We start from the raw sequence: 17,182 nt of genomic DNA, 5'->3' as shown, positions 1-17,182 counted from the left end.
CGTTTATTTGGAGGCATGTTTGTCGATCGGCAAGCGGGCGACGCGCTTTGGGACGACGTTCCTCCTCCATGCCATGGATGAGAAGGTGGCATTGTCCGCGACTCCCGTGGCCATATTTGGAGTTGCTGATCTGAAGCCGCGCGACTGCAATCACCGCCAGGGAGAAAAACATGACCCGCAGTGACGTTCTGATCGTAGGGGCCGGCCCAACAGGCCTGGTGCTGGCGCTTTGGCTCACCAAGCTGGGTGTCGGCGTCCGCATCATAGACAAGACCGCCGGGCCGGGCACGACGTCGCGCGCCTTGGCCGTTGCCGCGCACACGCTCGAGCTCTACCGTCAACTCGATCTGGCCGATGCCGTGATCGCGCGCGGCCACAAGGTGCGCGCCGCCAACCTGTGGGTGCGGGGCAAAGCGGAGGCGCGCGTGCCGTTCGCGGCGATCGGTGAGGATCTATCGCCCTATTCGTTTTTGCAAATCTTTCCGCAGGACGAGCACGAACGCCTTCTGGTCGAACGGCTCGGACAATTGGGGGTCACCGTCGAGCGGCGGACCGAATTGCATGATTTCACCGACCACGGCGACCACATTGTCGCCCGCCTGCGGGGCGAACATGGCGAGGAGACCGCCGAGTTCAGCTATCTGGCGGGTTGTGACGGCGCGCATTCCGTGGTGCGCGAGACGATATCGGCCGGTTTTTCCGGTGGCACCTACCGCGAACTTTTTTACGTCGCCGATATCGAGGCATCCGGTGAAGCGATCAATGGCGAATTGCATGTCGATCTGGACGAAGCCGACTTCCTGGCGATCTTTCCTCTGGCGGACACGCGCCGCGCTCGGCTGATCGGCACGGTCCGGGACGAGCGCGCGGATCAGGCCGGCACGCTGACGTTCGACGACGTCAGCAGCCAGGCGATCGAAAGCCTCAAGATCAAGATCGAAAAGGTGAACTGGTTTTCGACCTACCACGTTCACCACCGCGTAGCCGGTCAATTCCGCAGGGGTCGCGCATTCCTGCTGGGCGACGCGGCGCATATCCACAGTCCGGTCGGCGGACAGGGGATGAACACCGGGATCGGGGACGCGATCAACCTTGCATGGAAACTGTCTTCCGTGCTCGCGGCGCAGGCGCCCGATGCCCTGCTCGACAGCTATGAAATCGAGCGCATCGCTTTCGCCAGACGCCTCGTTGCCACCACCGATCGCATCTTCACCTTCGTCACTGCCGACGGGCGCATCGCCGACCTCGTGCGCACCCGGATCGCGCCGATTGTCGTGCCCAGGATCCTCGGCATCGACCGGGTTCGCGAATTCATCTTCCGGACTGTTTCGCAGATCACCCTCAACTATCGCCAAAGCCCTCTCAGCGAGGGATCCGCGGGCGAAGTGCGCGGCGGCGAGCGGTTGCCTTGGGCCCCGGTCGATGGATTGGACAATTTTGCCTCTCTCGCCGCCACGCAATGGCAGATCCACATCTACGGCGTCGCCAGCGAGGACGTCAGGTCATGGTGCGAGCGCCATCGGGTTCCGCTGAACATCTTCGACTGGCGGCCTGCCTATGAAGAGGCGGGGCTGGCCCGTGATGCGCTCTATCTCCTGCGGCCCGACACCTATGTGGCGCTCGCCGATCCCAAGGCTTCGGTCGATGCGCTCGAGCGGTATTGCAGTGGTAGAGGACTTTCTGTCGGAAGCGCGCGCTAGGGCATGATGCCGTGAAGCGGCTTTCGGACGACATCCGCCTCTATCTCTTTGAGTTAGAGGCGGATTCAGATTTCAGGTCAACCGACCTGAAATCATCCGGCCCTAGGCGATCCTGCGGCTCGGATACCGAATCCGATTGGTTGTCCGCCACCTCCGGTAAAATGCCGGGATAAAAAGCCCCGACAATGAAATATAGCCTATTGCATAATGTTGAGCCATGGCATAGCTTATGGGGATCCTCCGGAAGCCGCGGAAAGCCTTTTCATGTTGGAAGCAGACGTCACAGCCCCCCGGTCCGCATGGCGGTTCGCCAGACGGGAGGAAGACGATCAGCCCAGCCTGCGCGAGGTCAATTCCACCATCGAGGTGCCGACGTCAGGGGTCTGGTTCCGCCGGCTTTTCGCCTTCATGGGCCCGGGCTACATGGTCTCGGTCGGCTATATGGACCCGGGCAACTGGGCGACCGACCTCGCCGGCGGCGCCCAGTTCGGCTACACGCTTTTGTTCATCATCATGCTGTCCAACCTGATGGCGATCCTGCTGCAGGCGCTGGCCGCGCGGCTTGGCATCGCCACCGGCCGCGACCTCGCCCAGGCCTGCCGCGCTTACTACCCGCGCCCGGTCAACTTCGTGCTGTGGATCGCCTGCGAGCTCGCCATCATCGCCTGCGACCTCGCCGAGGTGATCGGCACCGCGATCGCGCTGCAGCTTTTGTTCGGCATCCCGCTGATCGGCGGCGCCATTCTCACAGCGCTCGACGCTTTCCTGGTGCTGCTCTTGATGAACAAGGGTTTCCGCTATCTGGAGGCCTTCGTCGTCGCGCTTCTGATCATCATCTTCAGCTGCTTTGCCATCCAGATCTTCGTTGCCGCCCCGCCGGCCGGCACGATCCTGCATTCGATGTTCGTGCCGTCCTCCGAGATCGTCACCAACCCGGCGATGCTCTACATCGCCATCGGCATCATTGGCGCAACGGTGATGCCGCATAATCTCTATCTGCATTCCTCGATCGTGCAGACCCGCGCCTATGAACGCACCGACCCGGGCAAGCGCGATGCCATCAAATGGGCGACGATGGACTCCACCATCGCCCTGATGCTGGCACTGTTCGTCAACGCCGCCATCCTGATCGTCGCGGCGGTCGCCTTCCACGACACCGGCCACCATCATGTCGCCGAGATCGACCAGGCCTTCCAGCTCCTGTCGCCGCTGCTTGGCTTGGGCATCGCCTCGATCCTGTTTGCCGTGGCACTGCTGGCCTCGGGCCTCAACTCGACGGTGACGGCGACGCTGGCCGGCCAGATCATCATGGAAGGTTTTCTGCGCCTGCGCATCCCCAGCTGGGCACGGCGTCTTTTGACGCGCGGCCTGGCCATCGTTCCGGTGGTGGTCGTCACCGCGCTCTATGGCGAGAAGGGCACCGGCCAGCTGCTGGTGTTCAGTCAGGTGATCCTGTCCATGCAGCTGCCCTTCGCGGTCATCCCGCTGGTGCAGTTCGTCTCCGACAAGAAGAAGATGGGCAACCTCGCCATCCCGCGCGGCGTGGCGGCATTGGCCTGGGTGGTCGCGGCCATCATCCTGGCGCTCAATTTCAAGCTGCTCTACGACACCATGTCCGGGGCTGGCTAAGAACCTGACTCGAAATTAAGATCCATCATAGCCCGGTCTGCGCAACAGTATTGCAACGAAGGCAATTTGCATCAAGGCGAGGGCCTATTCGATTGTGCCCTCGTGCGCGCCGATATTGGCGACCGCGCCGCTTGTATAGCGCTCACGCACCATATTATATCGTTCTCGATCGGCTTCGTTCCAAGGCATGTACTCCCTACCGCTATTTGGCCAGCTGCCACGATTGAGCTTTCAGCATGGGTTTAGACCGCAAACCGCAGGTACGCCGGACAACGCCGCCGTCGGAAAGTATCATTGCGAGCTGGTACGAGAACGCCAGTTCACTCGATAGCTACAGCATTGACTTGAGTGCATCGGAACAGTCGAGCATGCGCGAGTTGGCGACGCGGACACTCGTCAATCCACCCGCGTGGCAAAAGGCGTTGATCGCACTGCGCGACGCCATGGTTACGCCCTTCGGCATCAAAACCTCCGACACGGTCAGGACGTTCCAGGACAGCCATGAACGGGTGGACTTCTTCCCGGTGCACTGGGAGGGCAAGGACGAAATCGTGCTCGGTACGGATGACCGACACCTGGACTTCCGGCTATCTCTGCTCCGACGCCATTCTCCAACAGGCACGTTGCTCATCGCGACAACCGTTGTGCATACCCACAATGCCTTGGGCTTCACCTATCTCAACGCGATCAGGCCTTTTCATCACCTCGTGGTCAGGGCCAACCTGGCACGCTGTGCACAAACGCAAATGCAGTAGAGCTGCAGGAACCTCGAATTTCAAACTATGAAACACGGCGGGGAGCTCCCGCCCCGTGCTTCTTCCCACACAGTCCGGCCGCAGATGGTCCCGCGACAAATCGGCGATCCGCGCTATCTTCTCCCTCGTCATGACCGGGATCGAAGACATCAGGAGATTTTACGCGCGGCTGATGGCGGCCAACGCCGCCTCATCGGACCCGCGTCTGGAAGAGGTGTTCGCCAGCGTGCCGCGCGAAGCCTTCCTCGGCCCAGGGCCATGGACGATCATTGTCGGCAACGCCACGCTCACGACTCCAAGCGCCGATCCGGCTCACATCTACCAGAACGTGCTCGTGGCGCTCGATCCCGACAAGGGCATCAACAATGGCGAGCCCTTCCTGCATGCCATATGGATCGGAAAACTCGCGCCAAAGCCAGGCGAGGCCGTCACGCATATCGGCGCCGGCAGCGGTTACTACACGGCTTTGCTTGCCACGCTGGTTTCGCCCGGCGGCACCGTCACTGCTTTCGAGTTCGACGATCAGATGGCCGAACTGGCGCGCGGAAATCTCGAAGCCTACGGCAATGCGACTGTTGTCCATGGCGATGCGGTGACCTCGCCCCTGCCGCCATCCGACATCATCTATGTCAATGCCGGTGTCGTGGCCCCTCCCGCCGGATGGCTGAAGGCGCTACGCCCCGGCGGCCGCATGATCTTCCCGTGGCGTCCGGCCGAGCGCGTTCCGTTCGCGGTGATGGTGACCCGCGGCGAAAAAGGGTTCGCCTGCCACCCGTTCATGCGCTCGTGGTTCATCCCTTGTGTCGGCGCGTCGACCGCCGATTCCGCCGCGAAGATCCCGACGCGCGAAGAGGCCGCGCGCAGCCGCTCGATCTGGCTGATCGAGGACAGGCAGCCAGACAGCAGCGCCACCGCGATCTTCGAGCATGTATGGTTCTCGTCGGAAGCCCCGAGCGCCGGTGATTGAGTAGCTATGGCGAACCAGATTCGCGGCCGCTGTCGGGATGGGCGCGGCTGGTCCGTCCTTGGACTGAAGTCCGGCCGCGACGGCGTGGACGAAAGCAAGGGAGAGCACAATGAGAAAGATCATCGCCGCAACCTTCGTCAGCCTCGATGGCGTCATGCAGGCACCCGGTGGACCGGAAGAAGATCCGGTCGGCGGCTTCAAATTCGGCGGCTGGACGTTCCACTACTTTGACGAAGTGGCGGGCGCGGCAATGGATGAGCTATTCTCCAAACCCTTCGCCCTGCTGCTCGGCCGCAGAACCTACGACATCTTCGCCGCGTATTGGCCGTACCAGAAAGATCCGATCGCGGATGCCTTCAACCCCGCGACCAAATATGTGGCGACGCATCGGCCGGATACTCTGACCTGGCAGAACACGCACGCGCTTGGACCCGATATCATCGCGACTCTGCGCCGGCTCAAGCAGGAAGATGGACCTGACCTGCTCATCCAGGGATCTGGCAATCTCATTCAGACCTTGCTCGCCAACGGGCTGATCGACGAGATCCGGCTGATGACCTTCCCGCTGTTGCTGGGCAAGGGCAAGCGGCTGTTCGGCGATGCCGCGATGCCGGCCGCCTTCAAGCTTGTCAAATCGCAGGCTTCCACCACCGGCGTCATCATGGCGACCTACGAGCGCGCGGGCGAAATCGAGGTCGGCTCCTTTGTCACGGGCAAGCCCTCCGACGCCGAACTCGAGCGGCGCAAGAACTGGAAGTAAATTCGACCCCTGGCATCAAGCTGGAACACCCCTCATCCGACCTCGCTTCGCGAGGCCACCTTCTCCCACAAGGGGAGAAGGAGGAGCCTGGCGCATTCGGCTCAGCCACTCTCCAACATTGGCAATTAGCCATGACATCGATGGCTCTTCCTTCTCCCCTTGTGGGGCCCGAAGGGCGGGCGAGGCCCGTGACTCGTCCAGGGCGGTGGATCGGCGCGTAGCGCCGAGACGGTTGAGGGGTGATCCAGCTAGACGCGACTCCTCAAGCCGCCTGCGATCGCCGCCCCAGCCCCTCACGGATATGCCGTGCGAACTCCTGCGCCGCCGGCCCGACGCCATGCCTCGGCAGATGCAGGTTGATGGCAAAATTCGGCAGCGGCGGCAGGCCGGCGTCGAACGGCAATATGTCGAGATCCGGAGGCACGGTGGAAGCCAGCCATGTGGTGACGGCGAGGTCCGAGCGCACCGTCGCCGTGGTCGCGTCGATGTTGCCGTTCTCGAACACGCTGCGCCATTCCAGCCCGTGCTCGTTGAGTGCCGACAGCACCACCGGCCGGAAGGCGCAGGTGTCGGCGACGATCGAGACCGGCAGCGGCCGCTTGGCGCGGGCCGCCCCGCCCCTTGCGCCGACCCAGACCAGCCGGTCGATGGCCAGGCATTCGCCTGACGTCGGACCGACCCGCTCCTCGATCACCGCGAGATCGATGGTTCCCGCAGCAAGTGCTGCCGCCAGTTCCGGCGAGGAGGCGCAGACCAGCGATATCTCGACCTGCGGATAGGCCTCGGCATAGGTCTTCAGCACCGGCGCCAGCAAGGTGCCGACAAGGTCGTAGGGCACGCCGAGCCGCACCTGGCCGGCGACAGCACTCCCCACCATGTCGGTCCAGATCTGGTCATTGAGGCTGAGCAGGCGCTTGGCCTTTTCGAACAGCCGCTCACCGGAATGGGTCAGGCGCAGACCGCGCCGGTCGCGTTCGAAAAGGCTGCAGCCGAGCGTGTCTTCCAGCCGCTTGACCTGCTGGCTGACGGCGCCCTGCGTCAGGTGCAGCGCATTGGCCGCCGCCGTCATGCTCGCCTTGTCGGCGACGGTGACGAAGGTGCGCACGAGGCTGGTATCGAGATTGCGGATCATTCCAGCATTATAGATTCTAATGCAGACCATCGCAAACATTGCATTTACTGATGCGAGCCGGCGTCTACCATAGGGCTTCCGACAAGGGGATGTCCCATGCTCCAGCCTATCCTGCCGCTGATCCTGTTTGCCTTCGTGGCCACCGCCACGCCAGGCATTGCCACCACCCTGTCGACCGCTTCAGGCGCGCAGTTCGGCTTTCGCCGCTCGGTTCCGTTGATGATCGGCAGTGCTGCCGGTCTCGCGACCGTGACGGGTGCGGCCGCCGCCGGGCTTGCCGGTCTGCTGCTTGCCATGCCGTCGCTGCAGCTTGCCATGAAGATCGCCGGCTCGCTCTACCTCGTCTGGCTGGCAATCAAGATCGGCCGCGCGGGGCCGCCCAATCTCGACGTGGCCATGGCCAGGCCCAACAGTTTCCTGGGCGGCGCCGGCATCCAGTGGATGAACCCGAAGGGCTGGGCGATGGGGCTGGGCGCGGCGGCCTCCTTCGCCGCGCTTGCCGACGGGCCAGGCCAACTGGCGCTGCTGCTCGGCTCGACCTTCGGCCTCACCGCCGCCATCTCGCTGTCCGTCTGGTGCGTGGCCGGCATGGTGCTAGCACGGCTGCTCAAGACCGAGTGGCAATGGCGCGCGCTCAACATCGTGCTGGCGCTGGTGCTCGCCGCCTCGGTCATACCGATGTGGCGGTCGGCGTAAGGCGCATACCCATTTCCTCTCCCCCGCGTTGCGGGGGCGAGGAACCCAGGCCTTGCAAAGTCGGCGCCAGCCTTCCCGTCCAGCCTCAAGCGGCGTAGCGAGCCGCCGGCTTGTCGGCGTGCAGGCTGCCGTAGAAGGCCTGCCGGGCACCGAGGAACGTGTCCAGCTTTCCCGTATCGGCAAGCGCCGGCACGGTGACGGCTTCGCCCCGCGCCAGGCCGACAAGGGCGGCATCGACCATATCGTCGGCGGTCATGACGATCTCCTTTGGAAGGGTATCGATATCGCCGCCGGAAAGCTCCCAGAAGTCGGTCCGGGTCGCGCCTGGCAGCACCACCTGAACCCTTACCTCGGTATCGGCGACCTCGCGCTGCAGAGCTTCGGTGAAATTGACGACATAGGCCTTGGTGCCGCTGTAGATGCCGCCGAACGAGGTATCGAAGGCCAGCACCGAGGCGATATTGACGATCCCGCCGCGGTTGCGCGCCAAGAGCCCAGGCAGCACGGCACGTGTCAGCCGGGTCAGCGCCACGACGTTGACCTTGTTCATACGCTCGGCGGCGTCGGCATCGGCGGTTGCCACCACCGCCTGGCCGCCAAGGCCCGCATTGTTGACCAGCAGCGTCACGGTTTCGTCGGCTGATATCGCCTGCTCGACACGGCGCACATCGTCGTCGTTCGAGAGATCGGCGCTGATCACGCTGACCTTGCGATCATAGGCGTAACGCAGCTTTTCGGCGAGCTCCTGCAGCCGGTCGGCACGCCGCGCCACCAGCACCAGATCATAGCCCTGCCCCGCCAGCCGGTCCGCATAGACCGCGCCGATACCCGATGAAGCGCCGGTGACGACCGCCGTTCCCTTGTTTGCCTGTTCGCTCATTGTCCTGTTCCTTCTCTCGAATGGTTGCTTCGACCCGGCCGAGGCATCGCAGGCATCAGCCTCTCGGCCCCCGGCAAGTCGCCTGATTGATTTAGTGGCATATGCCACTTTTTAAAGTAGGCATATGCCACTATCTTGTCAATGAGCGCATCCGGGATTATTTATCAGGTACCAGCCGGACAGGATGTCGTCGCTGCCAAGGAACCATCATGTCGAAAGAGGCACCGTCCGGACTGACGCTCTGCAACAATGCCATGCTGCGTCGCGCGACGCGCAAGATTGGCCAGTACTATGACGATGTGCTGGCGCCCTCGGGTCTCAAGGCCACGCAGCAGGGCCTGCTCTACCAGATCCACATCGGCAACGAGCCGGCGATGGGCGCCATAGCGGCTTCCCTGATCATGGACCTGTCGGCGCTCGGCCACACCCTGAAGCCCCTGATCCGCGACGGCTATGTCGAGACGTTCGCCGACCCCGCCGACCGCCGCGTCAAGCGGGTGCGGCTGACGCCGCAAGGCCTCGTCAAGCTCGATGAGGTGATGAAACTGTGGCATGTCGCCCAGCAACGCTTCGAAGCGGTGGTGGGCAAGGATCAGGCGGCAAACCTCCGCGCGGTGCTGGATGACATCAGCGCGCTGGATTTCGATATGCCGCCGGCCGCTTCTGACTGAAGAGCGGCCGGCATCATTTCAATTCCAGGTCTTATTCCGCCGGCATCGCCACCGGTCTGGCAAACATCCGCCCGGCCAGAATGATGCCGAGCCCGATGACCGGGAAGACCGCAGCGATCAGGCCGAGATCGGCCGGCACGCCGTAGCGCAGCACCGCGCCGCCGACCACCGCGCCGAGCGCCACGCCGAGATAGAGCGCCGAGGCGTTGAGCGACAGCACGATCGGGGCCGCGTCGGGTGCGAGCTTGATGATGCGGCTCGCCTGCGCCGGCGGGAAGGCCCAGCCGACGATGCCCCACGGCACCATCATGCCCATCAGCGCCGGTCCGGCGAGGTGATGCGGCAGGAAGGTCGGGATCAGCGAGAAGGTGACGAGCATGGCCGCGCTCAGCGCCAGCGACCAGCCGACAGTGCGCGTCGCGCCGAAACGATCGGCTGCCTGGCCCCCGGCAATGTTGCCGATGACGGCGCCGACACCGAAGGCGAGCAGCATGCCCGGCAGCGCGATCGGCGACAGCCCGGCGCTTTCAATGGCCAGCGGCGCAATGAAGCTGAACACGGTGAACGCACCGATGAGGGCAAGCACCGTCGTCACCAGGATCGGCATCACGCCGGGACGCATGGCCGCCGCCAGCCGGCGCTTCAGCGGCAGCCTGGTGCCGATGATGCCGCGCGGCAGCCGGTACCACAGGATGGCGCCGGCGAGGGCGCCGAGGCCGGCAATGGCGTAGAAGGTGCCGCGCCAGCCGGCGATGGCCGCGACCAGCGCGCCAAGCGGCGCGCCGACGGCGACCGCAACCGTGGTGCCGCCGACGACGACGGCGATGGCGCGGGCCCGGTGATGGTCATCGACCAGCGCCACCGCCGTGCCTTGCGCGGTTGCCGCGAACAGGCCCGACGACAGCGCCATGATGATGCGTGCGATCAGAAGCACTTCGAAGGATGAGCTCAGGGCGGCGACGACATTGCCGATGACGAAGAACACCAGCGTCCACAGGATGACGCGGCGCCGGTCCCATTCACCGGTCAGCGTCGCCAGGATCGGCGTGCCGATCGCATAGGCGAGCGCGAATGCGGTGATTAGCGAACCGGCGAGCGGCACCGAGATGCCGGCATCCCTGGCGATGTCCGGCAGGAGGCTGGAAATGACGAAGCCTTCGGTCGAGATCGCAAACGATCCGAGCGCAAGCCAGAAGATTCTCTTGTCCATGGGAAAGCGTCCTTAGTTCAAAAGTTATTGAACAATTGGACATAACAGGCCATCATGTCAATGAGCCAGGGCAAAATAGCTGAACCATGCTGACAGCACTGTGTCAGGACGGTCATGAAGTGGAGAAACCGTGTGTATGGGCTGAGCAGGATCGACGCGTTGAAATCGGCCCGAACTGCACTTAGGTTCCAGCCATGAGCTTGCCACACCCCAATACGGACCAGATCAGCCTGCCCATCGTGCTCGGCGTGCTCGGCGACCCGACGCGGCTCGCCATCGTGCGCTATCTCGCCAGCAAGGAAGGCGTGCCGCTGAACTGCAGCCGCTTTCTCGACCTCGCCTCCAAGACCAACCTCAGCTACCACCTCGCCAAACTGCGCGAGGCTGGCGTCACCCGCGCCGAAGTGGTCGGCACCAACCGCATGATCACGCTCCGCCGCGCCGACCTCGACGCCCGTTTCCCCGGCCTGCTCGACAGCGTCATCGCGGCGGCCGCCGAAGACGCCGCCCTGCCGGCGGTAGGTGGTCATGATTTGGAAGTGCCGGTCTGAACCTTTTCCTCGCGAAGCGGGGGAGGAACCAAGTCCTGCCGCCCACCCACGGAACCTCCTCATGCGCATCGCCGTCCTCGCCGACATCCACGGCAATGTTCTCGCCCTCGAGGCCGTGCTCGACGATCTCGGGCATCGCGGCGGCGCTGACCTCACCGTCAATCTCGGCGACAGCGTTTCGGGTCCGCTCTGGCCCCGCGAGACGATGGGACGGCTGGAAGCGCTCAAGCTGCCGACGGTGCGTGGCAACCATGACCGCCACGTTGCCGTCGATCCGGCCGACGAGACCATGTGGGCGTCCGACGTCTATGCGCAGGAGCGATTGACGCCAGCGCAGCGCGAGACGCTGTTCGCCCAGCCGTTGACCCTTGAGATCGCGCCTGGCGTCATCGCCTTCCATGCCCGCCCGGATCACGACGAGAAATACCTGCTCGACGCGATCGTCGATGGCCAATTGGTCCGCGCGCCGCTGGCCACGATCCGGCGGCGGCTGAAGGCGCTCGACCCGGCCTGCCGCATCGCGCTCTGCGGCCACAGCCACCGCGCCGAGTTGATCCGCATTCCTGACGGTCCCGTCATCTTCAACCCGGGCAGCATTGGCTGCCCCGCCTATGACGACGACACGCCGCCGGCGCATGTCTCCGAACAGGGCTCGCCGCATGCGCGCTATGGCATCGTCACCTTGGGCGGCGCCGGTCAGCCGGATCGCTTCGAGATGATCGCGGTGGACTACGACCACGAGGCGGCGGCACGGCAGGCCGAACAGGCGGGACGCCCGGAATGGGCGCACGGCCTGCGCACCGGCTTCATGCCGGAAGCGGCGCGGCCGTGATCCTTGAACCGCACCACCCAGCACCATGATTTGCCGTCATGGTCGGGCTGAATTTTCCGGCTTACATGGCGGCGCATCGTCCCTTATAAAAACCGGCCGGACATGCGGCGAGACCGCCGTTCCATGGTGATTTGAGTGCGGCGCACGGCCAAATGATGAGGCGCACAGTTACGCTCCGAAAAAGTTTGCATGCGCTGATTGCCGCTCCGCTGCTGATGGCGGCGTGGCTGGCTGTTGTCCCGGCGCATGCCGAAGAGGCGCCGTTCATCTCGGTGGTCACCGGGCTCGCCCCCGACGACCTGCTCAATATCCGCGCCAAGCCGTCGGCGATCGGCAAGACCGAGGCCCGCCTGGCTGCCGGTGCGAGCGTGAGAAACCTCGGCTGCAACGACATTGACGGCCATCCCTGGTGCAAGATCGAGTCTGACAATCCCAAAGCCAGCGGCTGGGCCCCCGCGCGCTATCTGGTGCCCCTCAATCCGGCAACGGTGCCCGGCCAGGCGGGGGACGCCGTGGCCACCGAAGCCGGCGCGACGCCCGATGCACCCGACCTGACCGCCCGGTTGGGTAGCGCGGGTCAGCCGGCCAGCCCCGAAACCACGCCGAAATCCGCGGCGGAGATCGCCATGCAGGATGCCTATGGCCTGGCGCTGGCGGCGAATGGAACCTTGCAAATTCCCTGTGCCCGCTACGTTGGACAGCCCATGGCGCCTTGCGCGGCGATCGTGACGCGCAAGGGCACGGACAAGGCCGACGTGACCGTGACCTGGCCCGACGGCGGCAGCCGCGTCATCTCCTTCGCTGCCGGCCTGCCGGCAAGCTCGGACGCCGGCAGCAACTTCCGCTTCACCAGGGAAGGCAACCTCAACATGATCCGCATCGGCGTGGCGGAGCGGTTTGAGATCACGGATACGGTGGTGCTGGGGGATTAGGCACGCTGGCGCGAAGGAATGAGGCGCTTGTTTGCTTGGCGCTGTGAACCCTTCATTTTCGGGGTTACATCGGGCAAAACTCTTCCCTATAAGGCCCTCCTAGCCTGATACCAGAATCGCGAGCACAACCGGCCGGGTCTTCCCGTCCCGGTTTTTTGTGCAAGCCCGCTGCCGAACGGAATTCACAGACATGCCAAGACGCACCGACATCAAGTCGATCCTGATCATCGGGGCCGGCCCCATCGTCATCGGCCAGGCCTGCGAGTTCGACTATTCCGGCACCCAGGCCTGCAAGGCGCTGAAGGAAGAGGGCTTCCGCGTCATCCTGGTCAATTCCAACCCGGCCACCATCATGACCGATCCGGAACTGGCCGATGCCACCTATATCGAGCCGATCACGCCTGAGGTCGTCGCCAAGATCATCGCCAAGGAGCGGCCCGACGCGCTGCTGCCGACCATGGGCGGCCAGACCGCGCTCAACACCGCCCTGTCGCTGCGCCGCATGGGCGTGCTCGAGCGTTACAATGTCGAGATGATCGGCGCCGACGCGCATGCCATCGACAAGGCCGAGGACCGCGCGCTGTTTCGCGAGGCGATGAAGACGATCGGGCTGGAAACGCCGAAGTCGATGCTGGCCAACGCCACCGACGTCAAGAACGCCGACCGCAAGACCCACGAGGCCGAGCGCGCCGCGCTGAAGGCCGAGAAGCCCGACAATCTCGACGCCGAACTCGACGCGCTGGAAACCCGCTGGAACCTCGGCGAAGGCGACCGCAAGCAGCGCTACATCAGCCATGGCATGGCGATCGCCGCACAAGCGCTCGACCATGTCGGCCTGCCTGCCATCATCCGCCCCTCCTTCACCATGGGCGGCACCGGCGGCGGCATCGCCTACAACAGGGCCGAATTCTACGACATCGTCCAGTCCGGCCTCGACGCCTCGCCGACCACCGAAGTGCTGATCGAGGAAAGCGTGCTCGGCTGGAAGGAGTATGAGATGGAGGTCGTCCGCGACAAGGCGGACAATTGCATCATCGTCTGCTCGATCGAGAACATCGACCCGATGGGCGTGCATACGGGCGACAGCATCACCGTCGCCCCTGCCCTCACCCTCACAGACAAAGAATACCAGATGATGCGCAACGCCTCGATCGCGGTGCTGCGCGAGATCGGCGTCGAGACCGGCGGCTCCAACGTGCAGTTCGCCGTCAACCCCGCCGATGGCCGCCTCGTCGTCATCGAGATGAACCCGCGCGTCTCGCGCTCCTCCGCTCTGGCCTCCAAGGCGACCGGCTTCCCGATCGCCAAGATCGCAGCCAAACTCGCCGTCGGCTACACGCTGGACGAGTTGGAGAACGACATCACCGGCGGCGCCACGCCCGCATCGTTCGAGCCGTCGATCGACTACGTCGTGACCAAAATCCCGCGCTTTGCCTTCGAGAAATTCCCCGGCGCCGAGCCGGTGCTGACCACCGCCATGAAGTCGGTCGGCGAAGTCATGGCCATCGGCCGCACCTTCCAGGAGTCTTTGCAGAAGGCGCTGCGCGGTCTGGAGACCGGCCTCACCGGCCTCGACGAAATCGAGATCCCCGGCCTCGGTCATGCCCTGGGTAACAACCCGGACGACCGTAACGCCATCCGCGCCGCCTTGGGCACGCCGACGCCGGACCGGCTGCGCATGGTGGCGCAGGCGATCCGCATGGGCACATCGCTGGAAGACGTGCACGCCATGTGCAAGATCGACCCGTGGTTCCTCGAACAGATCGCCGGCATTCTCGCCATGGAAGCCCGCATCCGCGAGCACGGTATCCCCGGGGATGCGGTCAACCTGCGCATGCTGAAGGCCATGGGCTTCTCCGATGCCCGCCTCGCGTCGCTGACGAAGACCGACGCCGAAGTCGTTCAGAAGATTCGCGAAAAGCTCGACGTTCATCCGGTTTATAAGCGCATCGACACCTGCGCCGCCGAGTTCGCCTCGCCAACCGCCTACATGTACTCGACCTATGAAGTGCCCTTCGCCGGCGCGCTCGCCAACGAGGCGCAGGTGTCGTCGCGCAAGAAGGTCGTCATCCTCGGAGGCGGGCCGAACCGCATCGGCCAGGGCATCGAGTTCGACTATTGCTGCTGCCACGCGGCGTTCGCGCTGCGCGATGCCGGCTATGAAGCGATCATGATCAACTGCAACCCCGAGACCGTGTCGACCGACTACGACACCTCGGACCGGCTCTATTTCGAGCCGCTGACGGCGGAGGACGTGCTGGAGATCCTGCGCGCCGAGCAGGCCTCGGGCGAGCTGGTCGGCGTCATCGTGCAGTTCGGCGGCCAGACACCGCTGAAGCTGGCGGATGCGCTGGAGAAGGCAGGAATCCCGATCCTCGGCACCTCGCCAGACATGATCGATCTGGCCGAAGACCGCGACCGCTTCCAGAAGCTCTTGCACAAGCTCAACCTCAGCCAGCCGAAGAACGGCATCGCCTATTCGGTCGAGCAGGCCCGCCTCGTCGCCGGCGAGCTCGGCTTTCCGCTGGTGGTGCGCCCCTCCTATGTGCTCGGCGGCCGCGCCATGCAGATCATCCATGACGAGGGCATGCTGCAGAACTATCTGCTCGACACCGTGCCCGGCCTGGTGCCGGAGGACATCAAGCAGAAATACCCCAACGACAAGACCGGCCAGATCAACACGCTCTTGGGCAAGAACCCGCTGCTGTTCGACACCTATCTCTCGGGCGCCATCGAGGTCGATGTCGACTGCCTCTGCGACGGCAAGGCGACCTTCGTATCCGGCATTCTGGAACACATCGAGGAGGCCGGCATCCATTCGGGCGACAGCGCCTGCTCGCTGCCGGTCCACTCGCTGCCTTCGGAACTGGTCGACGAGCTGGAGCGCCAGACGGCGGCCCTTGCCCGCGCCCTCAATGTCGGCGGTCTGATGAACGTGCAGTACGCGATCAAGGACGGCACGGTCTATGTGCTGGAGGTCAACCCGCGCGCGTCGCGCACCGTGCCTTTCGTCGCCAAGACCATTGGGCGCCCGATCGCGAAAATCGCAGCCCGCATCATGGCCGGCGAGACGCTGGAAGACGCCTTCTCCCACTACGGCGCCATGCCCGACCCGCGCAATCCCGGTCACATCGCGGTCAAGGAAGCCGTCTTCCCCTTCGCCCGCTTCCCCGGCGTCGACATCCTGCTCGGCCCGGAAATGCGCTCGACCGGCGAGGTCATGGGCCTCGATCGCGACTTCGCGCTGGCCTTCGCCAAGAGCCAGCTCGGCGCCGGCGTCGACCTGCCCCGCTCCGGCACGCTGTTCGTCTCGGTGCGCGACGAGGACAAGAAGGGCATATTGCCGGCCGTCAAGCGCCTCGCCGGCCTCGGCTTCAAGGTGCTGGCAACCTCGGGCACGCAGCGCTTCCTCGCCGAAAACGGCGTGGTGGCCGAGAAAATAAACAAGGTCCTCGAAGGCCGCCCCCACATCGAAGACGCCATCCGCAACCGCCAGGTCCAGATCGTCTTCAACACGACGGACGGGCAGAAAGCGGTGTCGGATTCGAAGTCGCTGCGGCGTGCAACGCTGATGCAGAAGGTGCCGTATTACACGACGCTGTCGGGGGCGGCGGCGGTAGCCGAGGCGATCGCGGCGCTGAAGGCGGGGAGCCTGGAAGTGCGGCCGCTGCAGGAGTATTTTGCCTGAGGTGATTGGCTAATCTCCCCCCTCGTGGGGGAGATGGCCGGCAGACCAGAGGGGGCGCTGTCCCGCCGACCTCGCAAGACGCGCGCGACATAGGTACGCCCAATTCGTCAGCGGCGGAGTGATGCAACCTAAGTTAGCCGGTGATTCAAAGAAATCCACACAGTTTTCGTAGCATCCTTCTGTCGCTAGGACTTACCCAACGCGCAGCACCCGCCCGGTGGCATCGGTGACGAAGCTGCCCTTGGTTTGGTCAAGCATCACCAGGGCATTGCCGAAGGGATCACGAACGACGGCGCAACGGCCGATCGGGATGTCGAACGGCTTCCTGACAATCGCGCCGCCCGCTTCGACGAAGCGCTCCAGCGCGGCGTCGACACTGTCCACAAGCAGATCCACCTCGGGACCCTGATTGGTATGCAGCACAAGCTCCGTGTCCGTTCCTGGCATTCCCAGCCCAGCTGCCTCCGGCGATCGCCAGAGAAGCGGATGCCCGAGGCTTTCGGAGTAGAACCCCAGAGCGGCATCCAGGTCCGCCACCTTGAGCATCACGCAATCGATCTTGTGGAACAGTGGTTCGCTCATGGCACTTCCGGCGATCTTGCCAACTTCGCGAGACATAGATTTACAACCGCTCTTTGCAAGAGCGTCTCCGCTAGAGCCTTTCACGTTTTGACGGAAGCGTATCCTGCGTTTTCGAAGTAGTTCTTACATTCGGCTGCCTCGATGGTTTCGACGAGATGTCCGATGTGGCGCCACGTGTCCTCGACGGTGCGTTTCTG

Annotated in this window: 16 protein-coding genes and 1 pseudogene; 12 read left to right on the top strand and 5 right to left on the bottom strand. The window is 64.2% G+C overall.

What is annotated here, in order from left to right; translation table 11 throughout:
• The first annotated feature begins 19 nt into the window (after positions 1 to 19).
• The 6 genes from O7B34_RS21755 to O7B34_RS21730 all read left to right on the top strand — a co-directional run bounded on the left by O7B34_RS21755 (position 20) and on the right by O7B34_RS21730 (position 5,811).
• Positions 20 to 184 (top strand): hypothetical protein, encoded by a 165-nt coding sequence (locus tag O7B34_RS21755; protein ID WP_337148027.1) that lies wholly within the window; start codon positions 20 to 22, stop codon positions 182 to 184.
• The gene (locus tag O7B34_RS21750) at positions 171 to 1,700 is read left to right on the top strand and encodes an FAD-dependent monooxygenase (protein WP_337148025.1); all 1,530 of its coding nucleotides are present in this window, start codon (positions 171 to 173) and stop codon (positions 1,698 to 1,700) included. The genes O7B34_RS21755 and O7B34_RS21750 overlap by 14 nt, the downstream gene beginning before the upstream one ends.
• Before the next feature lie 264 nt (positions 1,701 to 1,964).
• On the top strand, positions 1,965 to 3,329 hold the full coding sequence (locus O7B34_RS21745) for an Nramp family divalent metal transporter (protein ID WP_337148024.1): 1,365 nt from the start codon (positions 1,965 to 1,967) through the stop codon (positions 3,327 to 3,329).
• Between the two features lie 236 nt (positions 3,330 to 3,565).
• The gene (locus O7B34_RS21740; protein ID WP_337148023.1) at positions 3,566 to 4,084 is read left to right on the top strand and encodes a DUF2867 domain-containing protein; all 519 of its coding nucleotides are present in this window, start codon (positions 3,566 to 3,568) and stop codon (positions 4,082 to 4,084) included.
• Positions 4,085 to 4,214: 130 nt separating this feature from the next.
• Positions 4,215 to 5,051, top strand: coding sequence for a protein-L-isoaspartate O-methyltransferase family protein (locus tag O7B34_RS21735; protein WP_337148186.1), 837 nt, complete (start codon positions 4,215 to 4,217; stop codon positions 5,049 to 5,051).
• Between the two features lie 109 nt (positions 5,052 to 5,160).
• Positions 5,161 to 5,811 (top strand): dihydrofolate reductase family protein, encoded by a 651-nt coding sequence (locus tag O7B34_RS21730; RefSeq protein WP_337131334.1) that lies wholly within the window; start codon positions 5,161 to 5,163, stop codon positions 5,809 to 5,811.
• A gap of 262 nt (positions 5,812 to 6,073) precedes the next feature.
• Here the strand turns inward: O7B34_RS21730 and O7B34_RS21725 are convergent, their stop codons facing one another.
• A complete protein-coding gene (locus tag O7B34_RS21725) occupies positions 6,074 to 6,943 on the bottom strand; it encodes a LysR family transcriptional regulator (protein ID WP_337148022.1) in 870 nt (289 codons plus the stop codon).
• Between the two features lie 96 nt (positions 6,944 to 7,039).
• Between O7B34_RS21725 and O7B34_RS21720 the strand changes: the two genes are divergently transcribed.
• The gene (locus O7B34_RS21720; protein ID WP_337148020.1) at positions 7,040 to 7,639 is read left to right on the top strand and encodes a LysE family translocator; all 600 of its coding nucleotides are present in this window, start codon (positions 7,040 to 7,042) and stop codon (positions 7,637 to 7,639) included.
• Between the two features lie 85 nt (positions 7,640 to 7,724).
• Here O7B34_RS21720 and O7B34_RS21715 read toward each other — a convergent pair whose 3' ends face one another.
• Positions 7,725 to 8,519 (bottom strand): SDR family NAD(P)-dependent oxidoreductase, encoded by a 795-nt coding sequence (locus O7B34_RS21715; protein WP_337148018.1) that lies wholly within the window; start codon positions 8,517 to 8,519, stop codon positions 7,725 to 7,727.
• Between the two features lie 209 nt (positions 8,520 to 8,728).
• On the opposite strand from O7B34_RS21715, the gene O7B34_RS21710 reads away from it, so the two are divergent.
• The gene (locus tag O7B34_RS21710; RefSeq protein WP_337148017.1) at positions 8,729 to 9,190 is read left to right on the top strand and encodes a MarR family winged helix-turn-helix transcriptional regulator; all 462 of its coding nucleotides are present in this window, start codon (positions 8,729 to 8,731) and stop codon (positions 9,188 to 9,190) included.
• A 31-nt stretch (positions 9,191 to 9,221) separates the two neighbouring features.
• Here the strand turns inward: O7B34_RS21710 and O7B34_RS21705 are convergent, their stop codons facing one another.
• Positions 9,222 to 10,400, bottom strand: coding sequence for an MFS transporter (locus tag O7B34_RS21705; protein ID WP_337148015.1), 1,179 nt, complete (start codon positions 10,398 to 10,400; stop codon positions 9,222 to 9,224).
• A 194-nt stretch (positions 10,401 to 10,594) separates the two neighbouring features.
• Between O7B34_RS21705 and O7B34_RS21700 the strand changes: the two genes are divergently transcribed.
• The 4 genes from O7B34_RS21700 to carB all read left to right on the top strand — a co-directional run bounded on the left by O7B34_RS21700 (position 10,595) and on the right by carB (position 16,403).
• A complete protein-coding gene (locus O7B34_RS21700) occupies positions 10,595 to 10,951 on the top strand; it encodes an ArsR/SmtB family transcription factor (RefSeq protein ID WP_337148013.1) in 357 nt (118 codons plus the stop codon).
• Positions 10,952 to 11,012: 61 nt separating this feature from the next.
• Positions 11,013 to 11,783, top strand: a complete 771-nt coding sequence (locus tag O7B34_RS21695) for a metallophosphoesterase family protein (RefSeq protein WP_337148012.1) — start codon at positions 11,013 to 11,015, stop codon at positions 11,781 to 11,783.
• Positions 11,784 to 11,935: 152 nt separating this feature from the next.
• Positions 11,936 to 12,715 carry an SH3 domain-containing protein gene (locus O7B34_RS21690; RefSeq protein WP_337148185.1) on the top strand — a complete coding sequence of 260 codons (780 nt, stop codon included), beginning with the start codon at positions 11,936 to 11,938 and terminating at the stop codon, positions 12,713 to 12,715.
• Positions 12,716 to 12,905: 190 nt separating this feature from the next.
• Positions 12,906 to 16,403 carry a carbamoyl-phosphate synthase large subunit gene (gene carB / locus O7B34_RS21685; protein ID WP_337148010.1) on the top strand — a complete coding sequence of 1,166 codons (3,498 nt, stop codon included), beginning with the start codon at positions 12,906 to 12,908 and terminating at the stop codon, positions 16,401 to 16,403.
• A gap of 192 nt (positions 16,404 to 16,595) precedes the next feature.
• On the opposite strand, the gene O7B34_RS21680 is transcribed toward carB, so the two are convergent.
• Both O7B34_RS21680 and O7B34_RS21675 read right to left on the bottom strand, forming a co-directional pair.
• Positions 16,596 to 16,985: a VOC family protein gene (locus tag O7B34_RS21680; protein WP_337148009.1), complete on the bottom strand. Its 390-nt coding sequence runs from the start codon at positions 16,983 to 16,985 to the stop codon at positions 16,596 to 16,598.
• An 80-nt stretch (positions 16,986 to 17,065) separates the two neighbouring features.
• Positions 17,066 to 17,182, bottom strand: a pseudogene (locus O7B34_RS21675) (IS630 family transposase); the annotation flags it as partial.

The organism is Mesorhizobium sp. Cs1299R1N3 (genome assembly GCF_037179625.1).
Lineage (GTDB): Bacteria > Pseudomonadota > Alphaproteobacteria > Rhizobiales > Rhizobiaceae > Mesorhizobium > Mesorhizobium salmacidum.
The sequence above is the reverse complement of the archived record's forward strand: the minus strand, read 5'-3'. Positions and strand labels throughout refer to the sequence as shown.